Origin of the sequence: Streptomyces sp. NBC_00096 (genome assembly GCF_045041305.1) — a bacterium.
GTDB lineage: Bacteria > Actinomycetota > Actinomycetes > Streptomycetales > Streptomycetaceae > Streptomyces.
This window is the reverse complement of the sequence record NZ_CP108221.1, coordinates 5,114,890-5,133,651: the sequence shown is the minus strand read 5'-3', so window position 1 is coordinate 5,133,651 and position 18,762 is coordinate 5,114,890. Positions and strand designations below refer to the sequence as shown.

The window sequence follows — 18,762 nt, the reverse complement described above, 5'->3', positions numbered from 1 at the left end:
GACTGGGTCATGCTCGGTCGCATGATCGTAAGGTGGCAGGCCGTACGCGAGGCCGTCCGGGGCCCGGTGGTCACCCATGCGCTGATCGCCGGCTGCTGCGTGGTGTTCCTGCTGAGCCCGGCGTCGGGGCTGAACCCGGTCTACGGGACGGGTGACCGGCTCCTGCTGAACGGGACGGCGTACTTCCGGCGCTGGGGCGTGGTCCCCGACGAGCTGTTCACCGGCTCCGGCCGGGCGGCGCTCACCCCTCTGACGGCCCTGTTCGTGCACGGCAGCTGGCTGCACCTGCTGGGCAACATGCTGTTCCTCTACGTCTTCGGGGCGATGACGGAGCGTCGCATGGGCCGGGCCGGGTTCCTCTTCTTCTACGTCTGTACGGGTTACCTGGCGCTGGCGGCGTACGCGGCGGCCAACGCCTCCTCGGACCAGACCCTGGTCGGCGCCTCCGGGGCCATTTCCGCGGTCCTGGGGGCCTTCCTGTGCCTGTTCCCCAGGGCGCGGGTGACGAGCCTGTTCCCGTTCCTGTTCTTCCTGCCCCTGCGGTTCCCGGCGTGGATCGTTCTGATGTTCTGGTTCGCCCTCCAGTGGCTGGCGGCCCACCGGGCGGCGAGCGGGCCGGGAGTCGCCTATCTGGCCCACGTGGTGGGCTTCTCGGTGGGCTTCCTCTACGCGTGGGTGCGCTACCGGCGTGGGACTAGAGTGAGGAGACCAGTGACTGCCGGCGAGGGAGACAGCCAACCGTGATCACCGCGATCGTGCTCATCAAGACCAGCGTGGACCGGATCCCCGAGATCGCCGAGGCCATCGCGGCACTCGAAAGCGTCAGCGAGGTCTACTCCGTCACGGGTACGTACGACCTCATCGCGCTGGTCCGGGTGTCCCGCCACGAGGACCTTGCGGACATCATCCCCGGCCGCATCAGCAAGATCCCGGGCGTCGAGGCCACGGACACGCACGTGGCGTTCCGCACCTACTCCCAGCACGACCTGGAAGCGGCGTTCGCCATCGGCCTCGACGCGTAGCGGTTCAGAGGGCGGGCAACGCCCCGCCCGGCCGGGCGGGGCGGCCCTCCTGGAGTCGGAACGGGTACCCGCGCAGGTAGTCCCCGAGGTCGCCGGTGGACGAACTCGTCGAAGCCCTCGTCGTTGTAGAGCGCATGGGCCGACGCGACCTCCCGCCCCACCCAACAGGTGTCGGTCCCGGCGCCGTGGAACGGCCCCGGCGCGTTGCGCCAGTCGCGGTCGGCCCACGCATCCGGCCAGGCACCCCACGGTGGGCTGTACGCCGGTACCCACTGCGCGTTGCCCGGTAGCGGCTCGCCGACGGCGCAGGCCCGAATGGTGGGCATCGGGTCCCAGTGGGTCATGCCCCGCAGCCTGTCAGACGGCCGGGACGCAGCGGCCCTCTTCGGTGCGGTACTGCCACTTCGCGCCGTCCGAGACGAGCTCCTTGACGGCGCGGACGAAGCGCTCGACGTGCTCGTCGGGGGTGCCCGCGCCGAAGCTGACGCGGATGGCGTTGAGGGACCGCTCGCCCGGGGCCGCCTCCGGGGCTCCGCATTCGCCCTGGGCCTGCGGCTCGCTGCCCAGGAGGGTGCGGACCAGCGGGTGGGCGCAGAACAGGCCGTCGCGGACGCCGATGCCGTACTCGGCGGAGAGCGCGGCGGCGAAGTGGGAGCTGTTCCAGCCGTCCACCACGAAGGAGATGACGCCGACGCGCGGGGCGTCGTCACCGAAGAGGGAGAGGATCCGCACGGCCGGGACGTCGGCCAGACCGTCCCGGACCTTGGCGATGAGCTGCCGCTCGCGGGCGACGAGGCTTTCGAACCCGGCCTCGTTCAGCGCCTTGCAGGCGGAGGCGATGGAGTAGACGCCGATGACGTTCGGGGAGCCGGCCTCGTGGCGGGCGGCCGTGGTGTGCCACTCGACGTCCACGCCGCCGTCCTCGCGCCTGGCCACCTTGCGGGAGGCGCCGCCGCCGGCGAGGTACGGCTCGGCCTCCTGGAGCCAGTCCGAGCGGCCGGCGAGGACGCCCGAGCCGAAGGGCGCGTAGAGCTTGTGGCCGGAGAAGGCGACCCAGTCCACGTCCAGCTCCTGCACGGAGACGGGGTGGTGCGGGGCCAGCTGGGCGGCGTCCAGCACGATCCGTGCGCCGTGGGCGTGCGCGGCGGCGGCGAGCTCCTTGACGGGCCACAGTTCACCGGTGACGTTCGAGGCGCCGGTGACGCAGACCAGCGCCGGACCGTAGGGGTCGCGGCCGGCGAGCGCCCGCTCCAGGGTCTCGACGGCCTGGGCCGGGGTGCGGGGCGCGTTGAGGTAGGTGACCTGCGCGTCCTTCCACGGCAGCAGCGAGGCGTGGTGCTCGGTCTCGAAGACGAACACCTGGCAGTCGGCCGGCACCACGGCGGCGAGCAGGTTGAGGGAGTCGGTGGTGGACCGGGTGAAGATCACCTGGTCGGAGGGGCGGCAGTCGAGGAACTCGGCGACGGTGACGCGGCTCTGCTCGAAGAGGTCGGTGGAGAGCTGCGAGAGGTAGCCGGCGCCGCGGTGCACGCTGCCGTAGTACGGGGCGTACGCGGCCACGTCGTCCCAGACGCGCTGCAGGGCGGGGGCGCTGGCCGCGTAGTCGAGGGCGGCGTAGGTGACTTCGCCGCCGGTGACGAGCGGGACGGTGACGTCACGGCCGAGGACCGGCAGCGGCTCGGCACAGGCGGGGTCGACGGTGACGTCGGCGGAAGCGGTGGAGGCGGCGGCGTTCAGGGTTGCGGACATGGCGGTATCTCCCGGCAGGCGGTCTGAATGGCTTCGACGAGCCCGTACGCGGACACGGCGCTGCGGCCGTTCGGGGTACGGGAATTGCCCCGGAGGAAGGGATGGCGTCCGCAGATGTGCGGGTACGCGGAAATGACCCTGTTCCGAGGGGTGAAGAAGGGGCGAGTCGCCCTATCGCATTCGCTTGCTCACGGAAAACGCTCCTCGAGAGACCAGGACCCCTGGTGTCGAGGGATCCGCGCTTGCCGTAGGCCTCACTGCCTACGACCTGGTCATCACCCGGGGCACCCCGCCACGGAAGGAGGGTTGCCGGACAGCAAGCCGGGGCCAAAACGCTGTCACTCGTGACCTGAGGAGCATCCTGCCACAAGATCCTCCGGGCGCAAGACCCCGGTCCACATTCCGGACCGGGATCTTGGCCTGATCCGACCGTCAGGCGTTGCTGGCCGCCACCCACCGCGCCAGCGCCGCCCGGGCGGCGCCCGAGTCGATCGACTCCGCAGCCCGCACGACCCCCGCCGCCAGCTGCTCCTCCAGCGACCCCGTACCCGGATCCAGCGCCACCAGGGCCGCCGCGGAGTTCAGCAGTACGGCGTCACGGACCGGGCCGGTCTCGCCGGCCAGCAGGCGGCGCGCCACGTCCGCGTTGTACGAGGCGTCCGCGCCGCCGAGCTCGGAGACGTCCACCAGGGGGATGCCGATGTCGCGCGGGTCGAAGGTCTGCTCGGCGACCTTGCCGTCCCGGACCCACCAGACCTTGGAGGTCGCCGTGGTGGTGAGCTCGTCCAGGCCGTCGTCACCGCGGAAGACCAGCGCCGAGGAACCGCGCTCCGCCAGCACGCCCGCGACGATCGGGGCCATCCGGGCGTCGGCCACGCCGGTGGCCTGGGCCCGTACCTTCGCCGGGTTGGTGAGCGGGCCGAGGAAGTTGAAGGTGGTCCGGATGCCCAGTTCCTTGCGGGCCGCCGCCACGTGCCGCAGCGCCGGGTGGAACCTGACCGCGAAGCAGAAGGTGATCCCGGCTTCCTCGGCGACCTGCGCGACCCGTGCGGGGGTGAGGTCCAGGTTGACGCCGAGCTTCTCCAGGACGTCCGAGGAGCCGCTGGCGGAGGACGCGGCCCGGTTTCCGTGCTTGACCACCTTGGCGCCCGTACCGGCCACCACGACCGCCGACATGGTCGAGATGTTGACGGTCTTGGCGCCGTCGCCCCCGGTGCCGACGATGTCCACCGTCCGGCCCGGCACCTCGATCAGGTTGGCGTGTTCGTACATGGCCCGCACCAGACCGTTGATCTCCGCGACCGTCTCGCCCTTGGCCCGCAGCGCGACCGCGAAGCCGGCGATCTGGGCGTCGGTGGCCTCGCCCCGCATGATCCGGTCCATCGCCCAGGCCGTGTCGTCGGCGCTGAGGTCCCGGCCGGTCAGCAGGGCGTCCAGCACGCCCGGCCAGCCACGGGCCGCCACGCTGTCGCCGCCTGCCGGGGTCACAACGTTCATGGTCCGCTCCTGCTGCTGGTCGGCCGTCCGATGCCGGGGCCCACGTCGAATGGGAAGGGCTTCAGCCTATCCAGCCCCGGAGACGGCAAAGAGCCCCGTCCAGACACTGGACGGGGCTCTCGCCGTGGCAACACCAGGACTGACCGAAATCAGTCCCTCAAGCGTGTGAAACGTGTGAAGCCGTGACGCGGGAGATCAGTGGTGGCCGTGGCCGCTCTGGATCTCCTTGTACTCCTCGACCGAGGGCTTCGGGATCTGGTTGTTCTCCCCGTAGTAGCCCTTGCTGAGCTTCACGCGGAGCTTCTCCAGCGCCTTCACCTTGCGCTCGACACCGTTCTCGTCGACCGTCGCGCCGATCTCGGCGGGCTGGTACTGCTCGTACGAGGTGAGCGTGTGCAGCTTGCCCTGCGAGAGCGGCTCGTGGACCTCGACGAACTCACCGTGCGGCAGGCGCTTGATGATGCCGGTCTCGCGACCGTGCAGCACCTTGTCCCGGTCCCTGCGCTGGAGGCCGAGGCAGATGCGCTTGGTGATGATGAAGGCGACGACCGGACCGACGAAGAACGCGACGCGGGCGAACCAGGTGATCGAGTTGATCGACAGGTGGAAGTACTGCGCGAACATGTCGTTTCCACCGGCGATCAGCAGGATGACGTACCACGCCAGCCAGGCCACGCCGAAGGCCGTACGGGTCGGGACGTTGCGCGGGCGGTCCAGGATGTGGTGCTCGCGCTTGTCCCCGGTGACCCAGGACTCGACGAACGGGTAGACCGCGATCGCGACCAGGATCAGCGGGAAGATCATCAGCGGGATGAACACGCCCAGGACGAGGGTGTGGCCCCACAGGTTGATCTCCCAGCCGGGCATGGCACGGATCAGACCCTCGGAGAAGCCCATGTACCAGTCGGGCTGCGCACCGGTGGACACGTGGTCCGGGCGGTACGGGCCGAGCGCCCAGATCGGGTTGATCGAGGCGATCGCCGCGACGGCCGCGATGACACCGAAGACCAGGAAGAAGAAGCCTCCGGCCTTGGCCATGTAGACCGGGAGCAGCGGCATGCCGACGACGTTCTTCTCGGTCTTGCCGGGGCCCGCGAACTGGGTGTGCTTGTGGAAGAACACCAGGATCAGGTGGGCCACCAGCAGGCCCATCATGATGCCCGGCAGCAGCAGGATGTGGATCGAGTAGAACCGGGACACGAAGTCGCCGCCGGGGAACTCGCCGCCGAAGAGGAAGAACGACATGTACGTGCCGACGACCGGCATGGACAGGACGGCGCCCTCCATGAAGCGGACACCGGTGCCCGAGAGCAGGTCGTCCGGCAGGGAGTAACCGGTGAAACCGGTGAACATGCCGAGGACCAGCAGCAGGAAGCCGAAGATCCAGTTGACCTCGCGCGGCTTGCGGAACGCGCCCGTGAAGAAGACGCGCATCATGTGCACGAGCATCGCCGCGACGAAGATCAGCGCCGACCAGTGGTGGATCTGCCGGATGAGCAGACCGCCGCGGACGTCGAAGCTGATGTCGAGGGTCGACTTGAACGCCTCGGACATCTGGACACCCTGCATGGGCACGTACGAGCCGTGGTACACGACCTCGTTCATGCTCGGGTGGAAGAACAGCGTCAGGTACACACCCGTGAGGATGAGGATGATGAAGCTGTAGAGGCAGATCTCACCGAGCATGAAGGACCAGTGGTCCGGGAAGATCTTGCGCATGTTCGACTTGGCCAGGCTGTAGATGCCCAGCCGGCCGTCGGCCCAGTCGGCTACACGCTCGCCGGCCGGGGCCTTGCGCTCTTTAGTGGCAGTGGACGTGCTCATCCGCGCTCCCAGAATGCAGGACCGACGGGCTCTTCGAAGTCGCCGAGCGCCTCGAGGAAACCTTCGTCATTCACGCCGATCCGCAGCTGCGGGAGCGCGTGACCAGCCGGGCCGAAGATGACTCGGGCGCCGTCGGAGAGGTCGAAGGTGGACTGGTGGCACGGGCAGAGCACGTGGTGCGACTGCTGCTCGTACAGGCTGATCGGGCAGCCGACGTGGGTGCAGATCTTGGAGTAGGCCACGATGCCCTCGTGGGACCACTCCAGCTCCCGCTTGTCCTTGATGTCCTCCGGCTGAATGCGGACGATCATCAGGGCGGCCTTGGCGATCTGGGTCTGGAAGTCGTGCGCGTCCTCCTCCAGGCCTTCCGGCGAGGCGAAGGTCAGCGAACCGACGACGACGTCCTCGGGACGCAGCGGCTCGTTGGTGTTCGTGTTGATGAGCAGCTTGCCCTTGGCCCAGACCGTCTTGCGCAGCTTGTCCTCGGGCAGCGGGCCCAGGTCGCGCAGGATCACGACGGCGGAGAGCGGCAGCAGCGCCAGCGCACCGAACATCGTGTTGCGGATGAGCGGGCGGCGGCCGATGGCCGACTCGCGCGCACCGTCCGCGAAGTCCGACATGACCTGCGCCTTGACCTCGGCCGGGGCCGCGATCTCGTGACGCTCGGCGGCGACCTCGACGTCGGACATCAGGGTGCGGGCCCAGTGGACCGCGCCCGCGCCGATGCAGAAGAGGGCCGCGCCGAGGGTCATGCCCAGGGCGAAGTTCAGAGCGCTCACCTTCCCGATGGGGAAGATGAAAACGATCTTGTCGACGGGCAGGGTCACGAACGAGGTGATGAACCCGATCGTGGCCAGCATCGACAGGGTGAACAGCATGGCCACCGTGCGCTCGGACCGCTTCGCGGCCCGCTCGTCGATGTCCTGGATGCGCGGCTTGTGAACCGGGAGGCCCGGGTCCGCGAACGGGTCGTCCGCAACCGCTACGCCACCGTGGTGCGCGTCGCCCTGCTCGCTCGGCAGGTGCTTCTCTTCGGGAATGTCTTGGCTACTCATGACTTCTTGGCCTTAGCGGTGTGGGCCGCGACCCAGACGGCGACAGCGATCAGCGCACCCAGTCCGAAGATCCAGCCGAACAGGCCCTCGGAGACGGGGCCGAGGCCACCGAGCTTGAGGCCACCGGGGCTGGTCGACTTCTCGCCGTTCACGTTCTGGAGGTACGCGATGATGTCCTTCTTCTGCTTCTCCGGCATGGTGCTGTCCGGGAAGGAGGGCATGTTCTGCGGGCCGGTGAGCATGGCCTCGTAGATGTGCTTCGGCTCGACGCCCTCGAGGTTCGGAGCGTACTTGCCGTTCGTCAGCGCGCCGCCCTCGCCGGTGAAGTTGTGGCACTGCGCGCAGTTGTTGCGGAACAGCTCACCACCCTTGGCGATGTCGGCGCCCGCCGGGTCGTAGTTCTTCTCGGTCGGCGTGATCGGACCGGCACCGAGGGACGCGATGTACGCGGCCAGCTGGTCGGTCTGCGCCTGCTTGTAGATGACGGGCTTCTTCGGCACCTGGGCGCCGGGCTGCTGGGCGGGCATGCGGCCCGTGCTCACCTGGAAGTCGACGGCAGCGGAGCCGACGCCTACCAGGCTGGGGCCGTCAGAGGAACCCTGACCGCCGGTTCCGTGGCAGCTTGCGCAGCCGACGGCGTAGAGCTTCTTGCCCTCCTCGATGGCGAGGGACTGGGCGGTTACGTCGGCCTTCGCATCGCCCGCGGGCGCGAAGGCGGCGTACAGCCCCCCAGTGACCGCCAGCGCGAAGAGTAGAACGACGACCGCCGCCAGCGGATGGCGTCGTCGTGCGGAGAGCTTTTTCACGGATTACCCCGGTGTCAGGATCTTCTGCGTCGGTGAGTCTGGATGGAGTGCCGGGCCGGGCCCGGCGACGTGTTCGCTACTTGATCAGGTAGATCGTCGCGAAGAGGCCGATCCAGACAACATCGACGAAGTGCCAGTAGTAGGACACGACGATGGCCGACGTGGCCTGTTCGTGGGTGAACCTCTTGGCCGCGTACGTCCGGCCGAGGACCAGCAGGAAGGCGATGAGACCGCCCGTCACGTGCAGCCCGTGGAAACCGGTGGTCAGGTAGAACACCGATCCGTACGGTCCGGACGAGAGGGAGATGCCCTCGTGCTTGACCAGCTCGGTGTACTCGAACACCTGGCCGCCAATGAAGATCGCACCCATGACGAACGTGATGATGAACCACGTCCTGAGCTTCTTCACGTCACCGCGCTCGGCGGCGAATACGCCGAGCTGGCAGGTGAGCGAGGAAAGCACCAGGATCGTCGTGTTCGTCGCCGAGAAGGGCAGATTCAGGTTTGAAGCCTGTTCTGTCCAGTACTCGGTTCCTGTCACGGATCGCAGGGTGAAGTACATCGCGAAGAGGGCCGCGAAGAACATCAGCTCGGAACTCAACCAGATGATGGTTCCGACGCTGACGAGGTTCGGCCTGTTGACCGTCGGGTGCGCGTGCCCGGTATCTACTGTCGTTGCTGTCGCCACGACCGACATTATGTCGGTCCCTTATCCCGCCCTCACCCCGGGGGGTGCCGTTCGGAGTGTCAGGGGTGTGTGCAAGGCCCGAACGGCCCATCAGATCGACCCCCGGGCGTCCACGGGACGCCCCTTGGGCAAGCCTGTGCGAACCGATGTTGACACCGGGTCGGACGGAGTAGCATCCCGCGCAACATCAACGTGAGTCACGGGACACGTGGAGGAACGAAATGCGGGCGACTGCGCGGGTTCTGGTCTACAGCGACGACTCGGGCACCCGGGAGCAGGTGCGGCTGGCGGCCGGTCGCAGGCCGGCCGCGGACCTGCCGCCGGTGGAGTTCCTGGAGTGCGCGACGCTCCCCGCCGTCCTCAAGGAGCTGGACGCGGGCGGGATCGACGTGTGCGTGCTGGACGGCGAGGCGGTCCCGGCCGGGGGCATGGGCGTGTGCCGGCAGATCAAGGACGAGATCTTCCGGTGCCCGCCCGTACTGCTCCTGATGGGCCGTCCGCAGGACGCCTGGCTGGCCACCTGGAGCCGGGCGGACTCCGCCGTCACCCTTCCGGTGGATCCGGTGGACTTCGCGGAGGCCCTGGCGGGTCTCCTGCGCGTACGGCTCTCCCCGGCGGCGTAACGCCCTGTACGGCCCGCAGAGCCCTTACCGGCGCATACCGGGGCACGGGGACCCGTACGGACTGTACGGGTCCCCGTGCCCCGGCTGCGGGCCCTCCCGGCGCTCCTGTCCCGCCAGTTACACCTGCGGGCGCAGGCGCGCCTGGTCGACGGGGCTGCGGCCCTCCTGGGTGCCCTTGAGGAGGACGCTGCCCTCGCGCCACTCCTTCCAGTCCAGGTTCCAGTCGCCGTAGCCGTTGCCGAAGGTGTCCATGTCGTCGCCGATGCTGTTGATCACCTTGACGATGTCGCCCTCGGAGATGTTCTCGTAGAACCAGGCGGCGTTGCCCGTGCTCATGCCGGTGCAGCCGTGGCTGACGTTCTCGTAGCCCTGGGAGCCGACGGACCACGGCGCGGCGTGGACGTATTCACCACTCCAGGTGACGCGGGTCGCGTAGTAGACGGGCAGGTTGTAGTACTCGCTGCCGCCGATGCCCACGGTGTCGCCGCGCATCTGGACGTAGTACTGCTTGCCCAGCACCACCTTGACGCCGTTGCGGGTGGAGAAGCCCGGCTTTCCGGTGGTCACCGGAATGGTGTTGATCACTTCTCCGTTGCGCTTGAACGTGAGGTAGTGCGAGGAGGCGTCCGTGGTGACCTCGACCCGGTCGCCGATCTCCAGCTTCAGCGGCTTGGCCGCGGCCCCGTGCAGGTCGTCGGAGATCTTGACGCCCTCCAGGTTGCTCCGTACGGACACGGTGGTGTTGGCCGGCCAGTACTCCTTGGGGCGGTAGTGGATCGTCTTGTCGTCCACCCAGTACCAGGAGCCCACGACGCCGGACGGTGCGTCGACGACCAGGCCCCGCTCGATGACGGCGCGGGCGGCCTTGTCCTTCACGGGTTCGTCGAGCGTGGCCGTGAGGGGCTGTCCCACGCCGTACTTGCCCTCCTCCGGGCCGAACTCGATTTTGAGGACCTTCTTGGCCGGGGTGGTGTCGAAAGCGAGCTTGCGCTGCCCGGGGGCGCCCCGTTCGTCCTCGGTGCTCACGAGGACCGTGTAGCGGACGCCGGCGGCCATCGGGACGGTGCTGTGCCAGCGGTCCCCCGAGGCCGACAACTCGCCCGCCAGGCGGCGGCCGTGGGTGTCCACGGCGCTCACGTCGGTGATCCGGCCGTCGCCGCTCTTGGCGGTGACCTCCAGCGGACGGTCCGGATCGACCGGGCGGCTGCCGGCGGACTGGTTGAGGGCGACTTGGTCGCCCGCGTCGTAGGGGCGGGCGGACAGCGGGTTGTCGTCGCCCGACCCGCATGCGGTGGCGCCGGCCCCGAGGGACGCGACCAGCAGGGAGCAGCCGATTACCGTCCAAAGACGCGGTGACTGGTTCATGGAGGCAACGCTATGAAGATATGACAATTACGGCGCGCGGGGTGACTGCAAACGAGGGGCCCGGACTCCCCCATTGGAGGTGTCCGGGCCCCTGGTCTCACGCTGTGGCCGCCACGTGGTGCGGCGGCGCGGGTGCGGCTACTGGTTCGCGTTCTCGCCGCGGTAGTACTCGTACACCCAGCCCCACAGACCGACCACGATCAGCGGCGCCGAGAAGTACATCAGCCACCAGCCGAAGATGACGCCCATGAAGGCGAAGGCGCCACCGATGGCCAGCGAGAGCGGCTGCCAGCTGTGCGGGGAGAAGAACCCCAGCTCGCCCGCCTCGTCGGCGACGTCGGCCTCCAGGTTGTCCTGGGCCATCTCGTCCACGCGCTTGGCCGTGAAGGCCAGGTAGTAGCCGATCATGGCGCTCAGGCCGAAGGCCAGCGCGAGCGCGGTGGTGCCGACCGGCTCCTTGGACCACACGCCGTACACGACGGTCATGATCAGGATGAAGGCCGCGAGCCACAGGAACATCCTGCCCTGGATCTTCACTTGCCGGCCTCCTTGCCACCCGCGACGGCCTTGGCGGCCACGGCGTGGTCCTCAAGGTGGTCGAGGGCCGCGATCTCGGGGTGGTGCAGATCGAACGCCGGGGACTCGGAGCGGATCCGCGGCAGGGTGAGGAAGTTGTGCCGCGGCGGCGGGCAGGACGTCGCCCACTCGAGCGAGCGGCCGTAGCCCCACGGGTCGTCGACCTCGACCTTCTTGCCGTACTTCGCCGTCTTCCAGACGTTGTACATGAAGGGGAGCATCGACAGGCCCAGCAGGAACGAGCTGATCGTCGAGATCGTGTTCAGCAGCGTGAAGCCGTCGGCCGCGAGGTAGTCCGCGTAACGACGCGGCATGCCCTCGGCGCCCAGCCAGTGCTGCACCAGGAAGGTGCCGTGGAAGCCCACGAACAGCGTCCAGAAGGTGATCTTGCCGAGGCGCTCGTCCAGCATCTTGCCCGTGAACTTCGGCCACCAGAAGTGGAAGCCGGAGAACATCGCGAAGACCACGGTGCCGAAGATGACGTAGTGGAAGTGCGCGACGACGAAGTACGAGTCGGAGACGTGGAAGTCCATCGGGGGCGAAGCCAGGATGACGCCGGTCAGACCACCGAAGGTGAAGGTGACCAGGAAGCCGACGGCCCAGAGCATCGGGGTCTCGAAGGACAGCGAGCCCTTCCACATGGTGCCGATCCAGTTGAAGAACTTCACACCGGTCGGTACCGCGATCAGGAAGGTCATGAAGGAGAAGAACGGCAGCAGCACACCACCGGTGACGTACATGTGGTGGGCCCACACGGTCACCGAGAGACCGGCGATCGAGATCGTCGCGGCGATCAGACCGATGTAACCGAACATCGGCTTGCGCGAGAAGACCGGGATCACTTCGGAAATGATTCCGAAGAATGGCAGCGCGATGATGTACACCTCTGGATGGCCGAAGAACCAGAAGAGGTGTTGCCACAGTAGGGCGCCGCCATTTGCCGCGTCGAAGACGTGCGCACCGAACTTCCTGTCGGCCTCCAGCGCGAAGAGCGCGGCGGCCAGCACCGGGAAGGCGAGCAGGACCAGAACACCGGTCAGCAGCACGTTCCAGGTGAAGATCGGCATGCGGAACATCGTCATGCCGGGGGCGCGCATGCAGATGATCGTGGTGATGAAGTTGACCGAACCGAGGATCGTGCCGAAGCCGGAGAAGGCCAGACCCATGATCCACATGTCGGCGCCGATGCCCGGCGAGCGGACGGCGTCCGACAGCGGGGAGTAGGCGAACCAGCCGAAGTCGGCGGCACCCGAGGGGGTGACGAAGCCGGCCACCGCGATGGTCGAACCGAAGAGGTACAGCCAGTACGCGAACATGTTCAGCCGCGGGAACGCCACGTCGGGCGCGCCGATCTGCAGCGGCATGATCCAGTTCGCGAAGCCCGCGAACAGCGGGGTGGCGAACATCAGCAGCATGATCGTGCCATGCATGGTGAACGCCTGGTTGAACTGCTCGTTCGACATGATCTGCGTGCCCGGACGGGCCAGCTCGGCGCGCATGAAGAGCGCCATGATCCCGCCGATGATGAAGAACACGAACGACGTCAGCAGGTACATCGTGCCGATGGTCTTGTGGTCGGTGGTGGTGAGCCACTTGATGACGACATTACCCGGCTGCTTGCTCCGCACCGGCAACTCGTTCTCGTACGAGTCGGCGGCGGCACCCTGAGGCTGGTTGAGGATGCTCACAGTTTGTTCACCTCAGCATTGCGGGCCGGGTCGGTCTGCTTGATGCCGGCCGGAAGGAAGCCGGTCTGGCCCTTCTCCGCGAGCTCCTTCAGGTGCGCCTTGTACGCCTCCGGGGAGACGACCTTGACGTTGAAGAGCATTCGGGAGTGGTCGACACCGCAGAGCTCGGCGCACTTGCCCATGAAGGTGCCCTCTTGGGTCGGGGTGACCTCGAAGACATTGGTGTGGCCCGGGATGACGTCCTGCTTGAACAGGAAGGGCACCACCCAGAAGGAGTGGATGACGTCGTTCGACGACAGGATGAAGCGGACCTTCTCGCCCTTGGGCAGCCACAGCGTGGGGCCCGGGTTGTTGGTCTCCGGGTTCCGGTCACCCGGGACGCCCTTGGTGTAGACGCCCTCGGCGCCCAGCGGGAAGTCCTTGGTGTAGCGGTCCGGGATGGCGGCGAGTTCCTTGGGAACCTCGCCCGCCTTCGGGGTCGCCGGGTCGCCGTCGACGTTCTCGACGTAGTTGAAGCCCCAGCTCCACTGGAAGCCGACCACGCTGATCGTGTGCGCCGGCTTGGGGGAGAGGGCGAGCAGCTTCGACTCGTCACGCGCGGTGAAGTAGAACAGCACCGAGACGATGATGAGCGGGACCACGGTGTACAGCGCCTCGATCGGCATGTTGTACCGGGTCTGCGGGGGAACCTCGACCTTGGTCCGGCTGCGCCGGTGGAAGATGACGCTCCACATGATCAGGCCCCACACGAGGATGCCGGTGATCAGAGCGGCCGCCCACGACCCCTGCCACAGGGAGAGGATGCGGGGCGCCTCCTCGGTGACCGGAGTGGGCAATCCGAGGCGGGGGAAGCTTTTCCATGTTGGCGAGCAACCAGTTGCGGTCGCCAGGACCGCGCCTGCAGCCAGCACCTGCAGCGGCTTCCGCCGCATCGGGCGCCGCGGCGAGCGGTCGGAGCCGTAGGGACTCACGTAGCGCCTTCCCGAGAGTCTCGGCCCGCGCGGCCGGCCGCGGCCGCATTCGGGTCGGTCGCCGGCCCTGACGCAGGCAGGGGTTTGGATGTTTATGCGGACCAAACCCTACTGGACGCTATTTGGGGTCGCGCGGGGAGGGTGCCCAACGCGCCGTTACTGACCCCGAAGGGATGGATCCGCCGTACGGGGGACGGTCCAAACGGCCCCGAATGGCCCGGTCCGGACGACATCTGACGGCCCCTGACCTCGGCCGGGCGCGGCGCCGGCGCGGCGGCCGGTTAGCGTGACCGGATGCCGTACTTCGACACCGCGTCCGCCGCCCCGCTGCACCCCGTGGCCCGGCAGGCGCTCCAGGCCTCCCTCGACGAGGGCTGGGCCGACCCGGCCCGGCTGTACCGCGAGGGACGGCGGGCCCGGCTGCTGCTGGACGCGGCGCGGGAGGCGGCGGCGGAGTCGGTGGGCTGCCGCCCCGACGAGCTCGTGTTCACTCCTTCGGGGACGCACGCGGTTCACTCGGGCGTGGCCGGGGTGCTGGCGGGACGTCGGCGCGTCGGCGGGCATCTGGTCGTATCAGCGGTGGAACACAGCTCCGTACTCCATGCGGCGGAGCTCCACGCGGCGGGCGGCGGGACGGTCGAGGAGGTCCCGGTGGACCGGTTCGGCCGGGTCTGCGCCTCCTCCTACGGGGAGCTCGTGGGGCCGTCCACCGCGCTGGCCTGCCTCCAGTCGGCCAACCACGAGGTGGGCACCGTACAGCCGGTGGCGGAGGTGGCCGAGGTGTGCGCCGCCGCCGGGGTCCCGTTGCTGGTGGACGCGGCGCAGTCGCTGGGCTGGGGGCCGGTCCCCGGAGGCTGGTCCGTCCTGTGCGCGAGCGCCCACAAGTGGGGCGGTCCGGCCGGGGTCGGCCTGCTGGCGGTCCGCAAGGGGGTCCGGTACTCGCCCCAAGGGCCCGCCGACGAAAGGGAGTCGGGGCGCTCCCCCGGCTTCGTCAACCTCCCTGCGGCCGTCGCGGCGGCGGCCTCCCTGCGGGCGGTGCGGGCCGAGGCCCAGGCGGAGTCGGCGCGGCTGCGGACGCTGGTGGACCGGCTGCGGCGGCGGGTGGCCCGGCTGGTGCCGGACGTGGAGGTGGTCGGTCACCCGGACCTGCGGCTCCCGCACCTGGTCACCTTCTCCTGCCTGTACGTGGACGGCGAGACCCTGCTCCACGGGCTGGACCGGGCGGGCTACTCCGTGTCCTCGGGCTCCTCGTGCACCAGCTCGACGCTGACGCCGTCGCACGTGCTGCGGGCGATGGGGGTGCTGTCGGAGGGGAACGTACGGGTGTCCCTGCCGGCCGGCACCACGGCGGCGGAGGTCAACGGCTTCCTGGAGGTCCTGCCGGGGCTGGTGGCGGGGGTCCGCGAGCAACTCGGCGTGGCCGAACCGGTGATGGCCGCCGATCCGGAGGCGGAATCCCTCGAACTGGACACCCTCGGCCTGCGGTGTCCGCAGCCGGTGATCGAGCTGGCCCGGGCGATCGGCCGGGTTCCGGTGGGCGGCACGGTGACCGTCCTGTCGGACGACGAGGTGGCGCGGCTGGACATTCCGGCGTGGTGCGCGATGCGGGGGCAGACCTACGTGGGCGAGGCCCCGCGTCCCCTCGGTACTGCGTACACGGTCCGCCGGGCGGCCTGATCCGGCTGCGCGGGGCCGGCCTGCGGCGGCCGGGGCGGGGAGGCCCTGCGGCGGCCGGGGCGGGGAGGCCCTGCGGGGCGAAGTCCCCTACCCGCCCTTCCACCGTTCCCCGGGGCTCCGCCCCAGACCCCGCGCCTCAAACGCCGGTGAGGCTGGATGTATCCAGCCCGTCCGGCGTTTGAGGACCGGGTCCGGGCAGAGCCCGGGGAACGGGCGAAGGGCGGGTAGGGGACTTCGCCCCGCAGGGCCGAGCCACCCGCGCCCGCCCGCCGGGCCCCGACCGCGGACGGCGGCGGGACCGGACGCCGGGAGGGGCTACGCCGGGAGGTGGGACTGGACTTCCGCCGCGGCCTCGTCCCCGTACGCCTTCGTGAAGCGGTCCATGAAGTGCGCCCGGCCCAGGGTGTACTCCTGGGTGCCCAGGGTCTCGATGACCAGCGTCGCGAGCATGCAGCCGACCTGTGCCGCCCGCTCCAGGCCGACGCCCCAGCCCAGCCCCGTCAGGAACCCGGCGCGGAACGCGTCGCCGACGCCCGTCGGGTCGACCTTCGCCGTCTCCTCCGGGCAGCCGACCACGATCGGGTCGTGGCCGACCCGCTCGATGCGGACGCCGTTCGAGCCGAGGGTGGTGACGCGCGTGCCGACCTTCGCCAGGATCTCCGCGTCCGTCCAGCCGGACTTCGCCTCGATGAGGCCCTTCTCGTACTCGTTCGAGAAGAGGTAGGTCGCGCCCTCCATCAGGGTGCGGATGTTGTCGCCGTCCATCCGGGCGATCTGCTGCGAGAAGTCCGCGGCGAAGGGGATCCCGCGCGTGCGGCACTCCTCCGTGTGGCGCAGCATCGCCTCGGGGTCGTCCGCGCCGATCAGGACGAGGTCCAGGCCGCCGACCCGGTCCGCGACCGACTTCAGCTCGATCAGGCGGGCCTCGCTCATCGCGCCCGTGTAGAAGGAGCCGATCTGGTTGTGGTCGGCGTCCGTCGTGCAGACGAAGCGCGCGGTGTGCAGGACCTCGGAGATCCGCACGGACTGGGTGTCGACGCCGTGCCGGTCGAGCCAGGCGCGGTACTCGTCGAAGTCGGAGCCGGCCGCGCCGACGAGGACCGGGCGGGCGCCCAGCTGGCCCATGCCGAAGCAGATGTTCGGGCCGACACCGCCACGTCGTACGTCGAGGTTGTCGACGAGGAAGGAGAGGGAGACCGTGTGCAGCTGGTCCGCGACCAACTGGTCGGCGAATCGGCCGGGGAAGGTCATGAGGTGGTCGGTGGCGATGGAGCCGGTGACTGCGATGCGCACGGCGTGGATGCTCCTGCGAGGGACGGCAAGGGGGACATTCAAAGCTACCCGGTCGAGCGCGCGAGGCCGACCGGCAGAAACTACCCCGTAGTAGGTCTTTCTTCGCCCGCCGTACCGTGCTTACGGTGCCCCATGACCTACACCGATGGCTTCGGGTACGCCTGGCCCTCCGAGAACCCGGCGAGTGGCGACCAGCGGACGGCCGGCGCGCTTCCCGGCTTCGAGCGACTCCTGGGCGACTGTGCCCGGATGGCCCCGCACTGGCAGGTTCCCGCGGACCCCCGTCCGGACCGGGTGGCCCCTTCGCAGATCCACGGGATCCGCGTCCCGGCGGCCTCGGCCCGCCTGATCGCCTCCACCGCGGCCTACGGGTACTGAGCCCGGGGAACCGGATCCGCGTCTGTTCCGTCACACCCGCATCATCACCCCAGCGGGACGGGCAAAGGAGCGATGCGGTGACCAGCGAACAACCCGATGCATCAGGTGCCACACGACGACGGCGGCCGGTCTGGGCCGTCGGCTCGGTCGTGGCCGCCGTCCTGCTCGCCGGTGGCGGCACGGCGTGCTGGGCGGCGATCGCGCACGGCGAGGGGCGTACGGGTGACAGCGCGGCCTCCACGCCCCGCGTCGCGCCCTCGCCGTCCGGGCCGTCCGGGCCCGGCATCGCCCCCGGCGAGCCCGATCCCTCCGGCGGCGGGGTCACGTACACCGCCGATGTCCGCCTGCCCGACGGGCCGGCCACCGCGCCCGCCTTCGCGGTGGGCGGCGAGGTGACCTCTGCCGAGGTGGCGCGGCTGGCGGCGGCCCTGGGGATCTCCGGCGCGCCGCGGCTGGTCGGTGAGACCTGGCAGGCCGGGGAGGGTGCCGACGGCTCCGGTCCCCGGCTCACGGTGAACCTCAGGGCCCCCGGGACCTGGAACTTCTCCCGCTTCCAGCCCGGCGGCGGGGACGACTGCCGGCGCGGCAAGGACACCTGCGGCCCGGCCACCCTCCCCCAGGGCATGGCGAGCGACCAGGGGCAGGGCCAGGAGCAGGGCGGCGCCACCGCGGGCGGGCCCGTCCCGGAGCAGGCCGCCAAGTCCGCTGCCGCGCCGGTGCTGGAGGCCGTCGGCCAGGGCGCGGCCAAGCTCGACGCCCGGCTCGTGCAGGGCTCCGTACGCGTGGTGACCGCGGATCCGGTGATCGGCGGGCTGCCCACGCAGGGCTGGTCCACCAAGATCGGCGTCGGGGCGGACTCCCGGGTGCTGTCGGGCAGCGGCGAACTGCAGGCTCCGGCGAAGGCCGCCGAGCAGCAGGTGGTCAGCGCGGTGGAGGCGCTGGCCCGGCTCAACGAGAAGGCCCGGGGGCCGGCCGACGGTACGGGCCCCGGCCCGAGCGGCTGCGCCACGGCCGTCCCGCTGACCCCGGACACCGCGGTCGGCGCCACGGACACCCTGCCGTGCAATCCGGAGCCGCGGCCCATGAAGCCGCCGCGGACGGAGTCGGTGCGGGGCGCCGCGCTCGGGCTGGTCCCGGGCACGGTCGGCGGGGTCCGGGGTCTGGTCCCGGCCTGGCTGTTCGAGGTGGCGGGCCGGGACGGCGGGCCCGGTCACACGGTCGCCGAGCCGGCGGCGCCCGGGAACGTCTCCCTGCCCTCCTCGCCCGGGAAGGCGCTCACCTCGCCCGGGACCTCGTACACCACCGCCGACCGGACGCTGACCGTGAACTTCTGGGGCGGGGCGTGCAGCACGTACGCCCTGGAGGCCCGGGAGCAGGAGGAGTCGGATTCCGTGCTGGTGAAGATCACGGACACCCCGAACAAGCCGGGCGGGGCCTGCATCATGATCGCGCAGGACATGACGGTGACGGCGCAGCTGGAGCGGCCGCTCGGTGACCGGAAGGTGATCGACGCGACGACGGGCAAGGCGCTGTCCCGCCAGTAGCCGCAC

General features: G+C 69.7%; 17 protein-coding genes and 1 riboswitch. Of the genes, 6 read left to right on the top strand and 11 right to left on the bottom strand.

Features of this window, described 5'->3' with window-relative positions; genetic code table 11:
* The first annotated feature begins 21 nt into the window (after window positions 1–21).
* A complete protein-coding gene (locus OG904_RS22630; RefSeq protein WP_405493743.1) occupies window positions 22–744 on the top strand; it encodes a rhomboid family intramembrane serine protease in 723 nt (240 codons plus the stop codon).
* Window positions 741–1,022 (top strand): Lrp/AsnC family transcriptional regulator, encoded by a 282-nt coding sequence (locus OG904_RS22625; protein WP_267760277.1) that lies wholly within the window; start codon window positions 741–743, stop codon window positions 1,020–1,022. The genes OG904_RS22630 and OG904_RS22625 overlap by 4 nt, the downstream gene beginning before the upstream one ends.
* A gap of 357 nt (window positions 1,023–1,379) precedes the next feature.
* Here the strand turns inward: OG904_RS22625 and OG904_RS22620 are convergent, their stop codons facing one another.
* The 6 genes from OG904_RS22620 to OG904_RS22595 all read right to left on the bottom strand — a co-directional run bounded on the left by OG904_RS22620 (window position 1,380) and on the right by OG904_RS22595 (window position 8,650).
* Window positions 1,380–2,771, bottom strand: a complete 1,392-nt coding sequence (locus OG904_RS22620) for an aminotransferase class V-fold PLP-dependent enzyme (RefSeq protein WP_405493741.1) — start codon at window positions 2,769–2,771, stop codon at window positions 1,380–1,382.
* A gap of 233 nt (window positions 2,772–3,004) precedes the next feature.
* Window positions 3,005–3,121, bottom strand: a riboswitch (SAM riboswitch).
* A gap of 82 nt (window positions 3,122–3,203) precedes the next feature.
* Window positions 3,204–4,268: an anthranilate phosphoribosyltransferase gene (gene trpD / locus OG904_RS22615; protein WP_405493739.1), complete on the bottom strand. Its 1,065-nt coding sequence runs from the start codon at window positions 4,266–4,268 to the stop codon at window positions 3,204–3,206.
* A 195-nt stretch (window positions 4,269–4,463) separates the two neighbouring features.
* Window positions 4,464–6,092: a cytochrome bc complex cytochrome b subunit gene (locus OG904_RS22610; RefSeq protein ID WP_405493737.1), complete on the bottom strand. Its 1,629-nt coding sequence runs from the start codon at window positions 6,090–6,092 to the stop codon at window positions 4,464–4,466.
* Window positions 6,089–7,147 (bottom strand): Rieske 2Fe-2S domain-containing protein, encoded by a 1,059-nt coding sequence (locus OG904_RS22605; RefSeq protein WP_405493735.1) that lies wholly within the window; start codon window positions 7,145–7,147, stop codon window positions 6,089–6,091. Before OG904_RS22605 ends, OG904_RS22610 begins: the two co-directional genes overlap by 4 nt.
* Window positions 7,144–7,953 carry a c-type cytochrome gene (locus tag OG904_RS22600; RefSeq protein ID WP_405493733.1) on the bottom strand — a complete coding sequence of 270 codons (810 nt, stop codon included), beginning with the start codon at window positions 7,951–7,953 and terminating at the stop codon, window positions 7,144–7,146. The genes OG904_RS22605 and OG904_RS22600 overlap by 4 nt, the downstream gene beginning before the upstream one ends.
* Window positions 7,954–8,029: 76 nt before the next feature.
* Entirely contained in the window at window positions 8,030–8,650 is a 621-nt protein-coding gene (locus tag OG904_RS22595) for a heme-copper oxidase subunit III (protein ID WP_405493731.1), read from the bottom strand.
* Between the two features lie 212 nt (window positions 8,651–8,862).
* Between OG904_RS22595 and OG904_RS22590 the strand changes: the two genes are divergently transcribed.
* Window positions 8,863–9,264 carry a hypothetical protein gene (locus OG904_RS22590; protein ID WP_405493729.1) on the top strand — a complete coding sequence of 134 codons (402 nt, stop codon included), beginning with the start codon at window positions 8,863–8,865 and terminating at the stop codon, window positions 9,262–9,264.
* A 117-nt stretch (window positions 9,265–9,381) separates the two neighbouring features.
* Here OG904_RS22590 and OG904_RS22585 read toward each other — a convergent pair whose 3' ends face one another.
* The 4 genes from OG904_RS22585 to coxB form a co-directional block, all read right to left on the bottom strand.
* Window positions 9,382–10,629: an Ig-like domain-containing protein gene (locus OG904_RS22585; RefSeq protein WP_405493727.1), complete on the bottom strand. Its 1,248-nt coding sequence runs from the start codon at window positions 10,627–10,629 to the stop codon at window positions 9,382–9,384.
* 138 nt (window positions 10,630–10,767) lie between these two features.
* The gene (locus OG904_RS22580; protein WP_405493725.1) at window positions 10,768–11,166 is read right to left on the bottom strand and encodes a cytochrome c oxidase subunit 4; all 399 of its coding nucleotides are present in this window, start codon (window positions 11,164–11,166) and stop codon (window positions 10,768–10,770) included.
* Window positions 11,163–12,893 (bottom strand): cytochrome c oxidase subunit I, encoded by a 1,731-nt coding sequence (gene ctaD, locus OG904_RS22575; RefSeq protein WP_405493723.1) that lies wholly within the window; start codon window positions 12,891–12,893, stop codon window positions 11,163–11,165. Before ctaD ends, OG904_RS22580 begins: the two co-directional genes overlap by 4 nt.
* Window positions 12,890–13,864 (bottom strand): cytochrome c oxidase subunit II, encoded by a 975-nt coding sequence (gene coxB, locus OG904_RS22570; protein ID WP_405493721.1) that lies wholly within the window; start codon window positions 13,862–13,864, stop codon window positions 12,890–12,892. Before coxB ends, ctaD begins: the two co-directional genes overlap by 4 nt.
* Window positions 13,865–14,158: 294 nt before the next feature.
* Between coxB and OG904_RS22565 the strand changes: the two genes are divergently transcribed.
* Window positions 14,159–15,541 (top strand): cysteine desulfurase/sulfurtransferase TusA family protein, encoded by a 1,383-nt coding sequence (locus OG904_RS22565; protein WP_405493719.1) that lies wholly within the window; start codon window positions 14,159–14,161, stop codon window positions 15,539–15,541.
* 315 nt (window positions 15,542–15,856) lie between these two features.
* On the opposite strand, the gene OG904_RS22560 is transcribed toward OG904_RS22565, so the two are convergent.
* A complete protein-coding gene (locus tag OG904_RS22560; protein WP_405493717.1) occupies window positions 15,857–16,834 on the bottom strand; it encodes a carbohydrate kinase family protein in 978 nt (325 codons plus the stop codon).
* Between the two features lie 132 nt (window positions 16,835–16,966).
* Here OG904_RS22560 and OG904_RS22555 point away from each other — a divergent pair, with 132 nt between their 5' ends.
* Complete coding sequence (locus OG904_RS22555; RefSeq protein ID WP_405493715.1) at window positions 16,967–17,212, top strand: hypothetical protein; 246 nt, start codon at window positions 16,967–16,969, stop codon at window positions 17,210–17,212.
* A 77-nt stretch (window positions 17,213–17,289) separates the two neighbouring features.
* The gene (locus OG904_RS22550; protein ID WP_405493713.1) at window positions 17,290–18,756 is read left to right on the top strand and encodes a hypothetical protein; all 1,467 of its coding nucleotides are present in this window, start codon (window positions 17,290–17,292) and stop codon (window positions 18,754–18,756) included.
* The last annotated feature ends 6 nt before the right edge of the window (window positions 18,757–18,762 follow it).

Bases quoted from the DNA above. Each gene is read 5' to 3' on its own strand.
- OG904_RS22630 (WP_405493743.1), top strand. From the start codon at position 22: ATGATCGTAAGGTGGCAGGCCGTACGCGAGGCCGTCCGGGGCCCGGTG.
- OG904_RS22620 (WP_405493741.1), bottom strand. From the start codon at position 2,771: ATGTCCGCAACCCTGAACGCCGCCGCCTCCACCGCTTCCGCCGACGTC.
- trpD (WP_405493739.1), bottom strand. From the start codon at position 4,268: ATGAACGTTGTGACCCCGGCAGGCGGCGACAGCGTGGCGGCCCGTGGC.
- OG904_RS22610 (WP_405493737.1), bottom strand. From the start codon at position 6,092: ATGAGCACGTCCACTGCCACTAAAGAGCGCAAGGCCCCGGCCGGCGAG.
- OG904_RS22605 (WP_405493735.1), bottom strand. From the start codon at position 7,147: ATGAGTAGCCAAGACATTCCCGAAGAGAAGCACCTGCCGAGCGAGCAG.
- OG904_RS22595 (WP_405493731.1), bottom strand. From the start codon at position 8,650: ATGTCGGTCGTGGCGACAGCAACGACAGTAGATACCGGGCACGCGCAC.
- OG904_RS22590 (WP_405493729.1), top strand. From the start codon at position 8,863: ATGCGGGCGACTGCGCGGGTTCTGGTCTACAGCGACGACTCGGGCACC.
- OG904_RS22585 (WP_405493727.1), bottom strand. From the start codon at position 10,629: ATGAACCAGTCACCGCGTCTTTGGACGGTAATCGGCTGCTCCCTGCTG.
- OG904_RS22565 (WP_405493719.1), top strand. From the start codon at position 14,159: ATGCCGTACTTCGACACCGCGTCCGCCGCCCCGCTGCACCCCGTGGCC.
- OG904_RS22555 (WP_405493715.1), top strand. From the start codon at position 16,967: ATGACCTACACCGATGGCTTCGGGTACGCCTGGCCCTCCGAGAACCCG.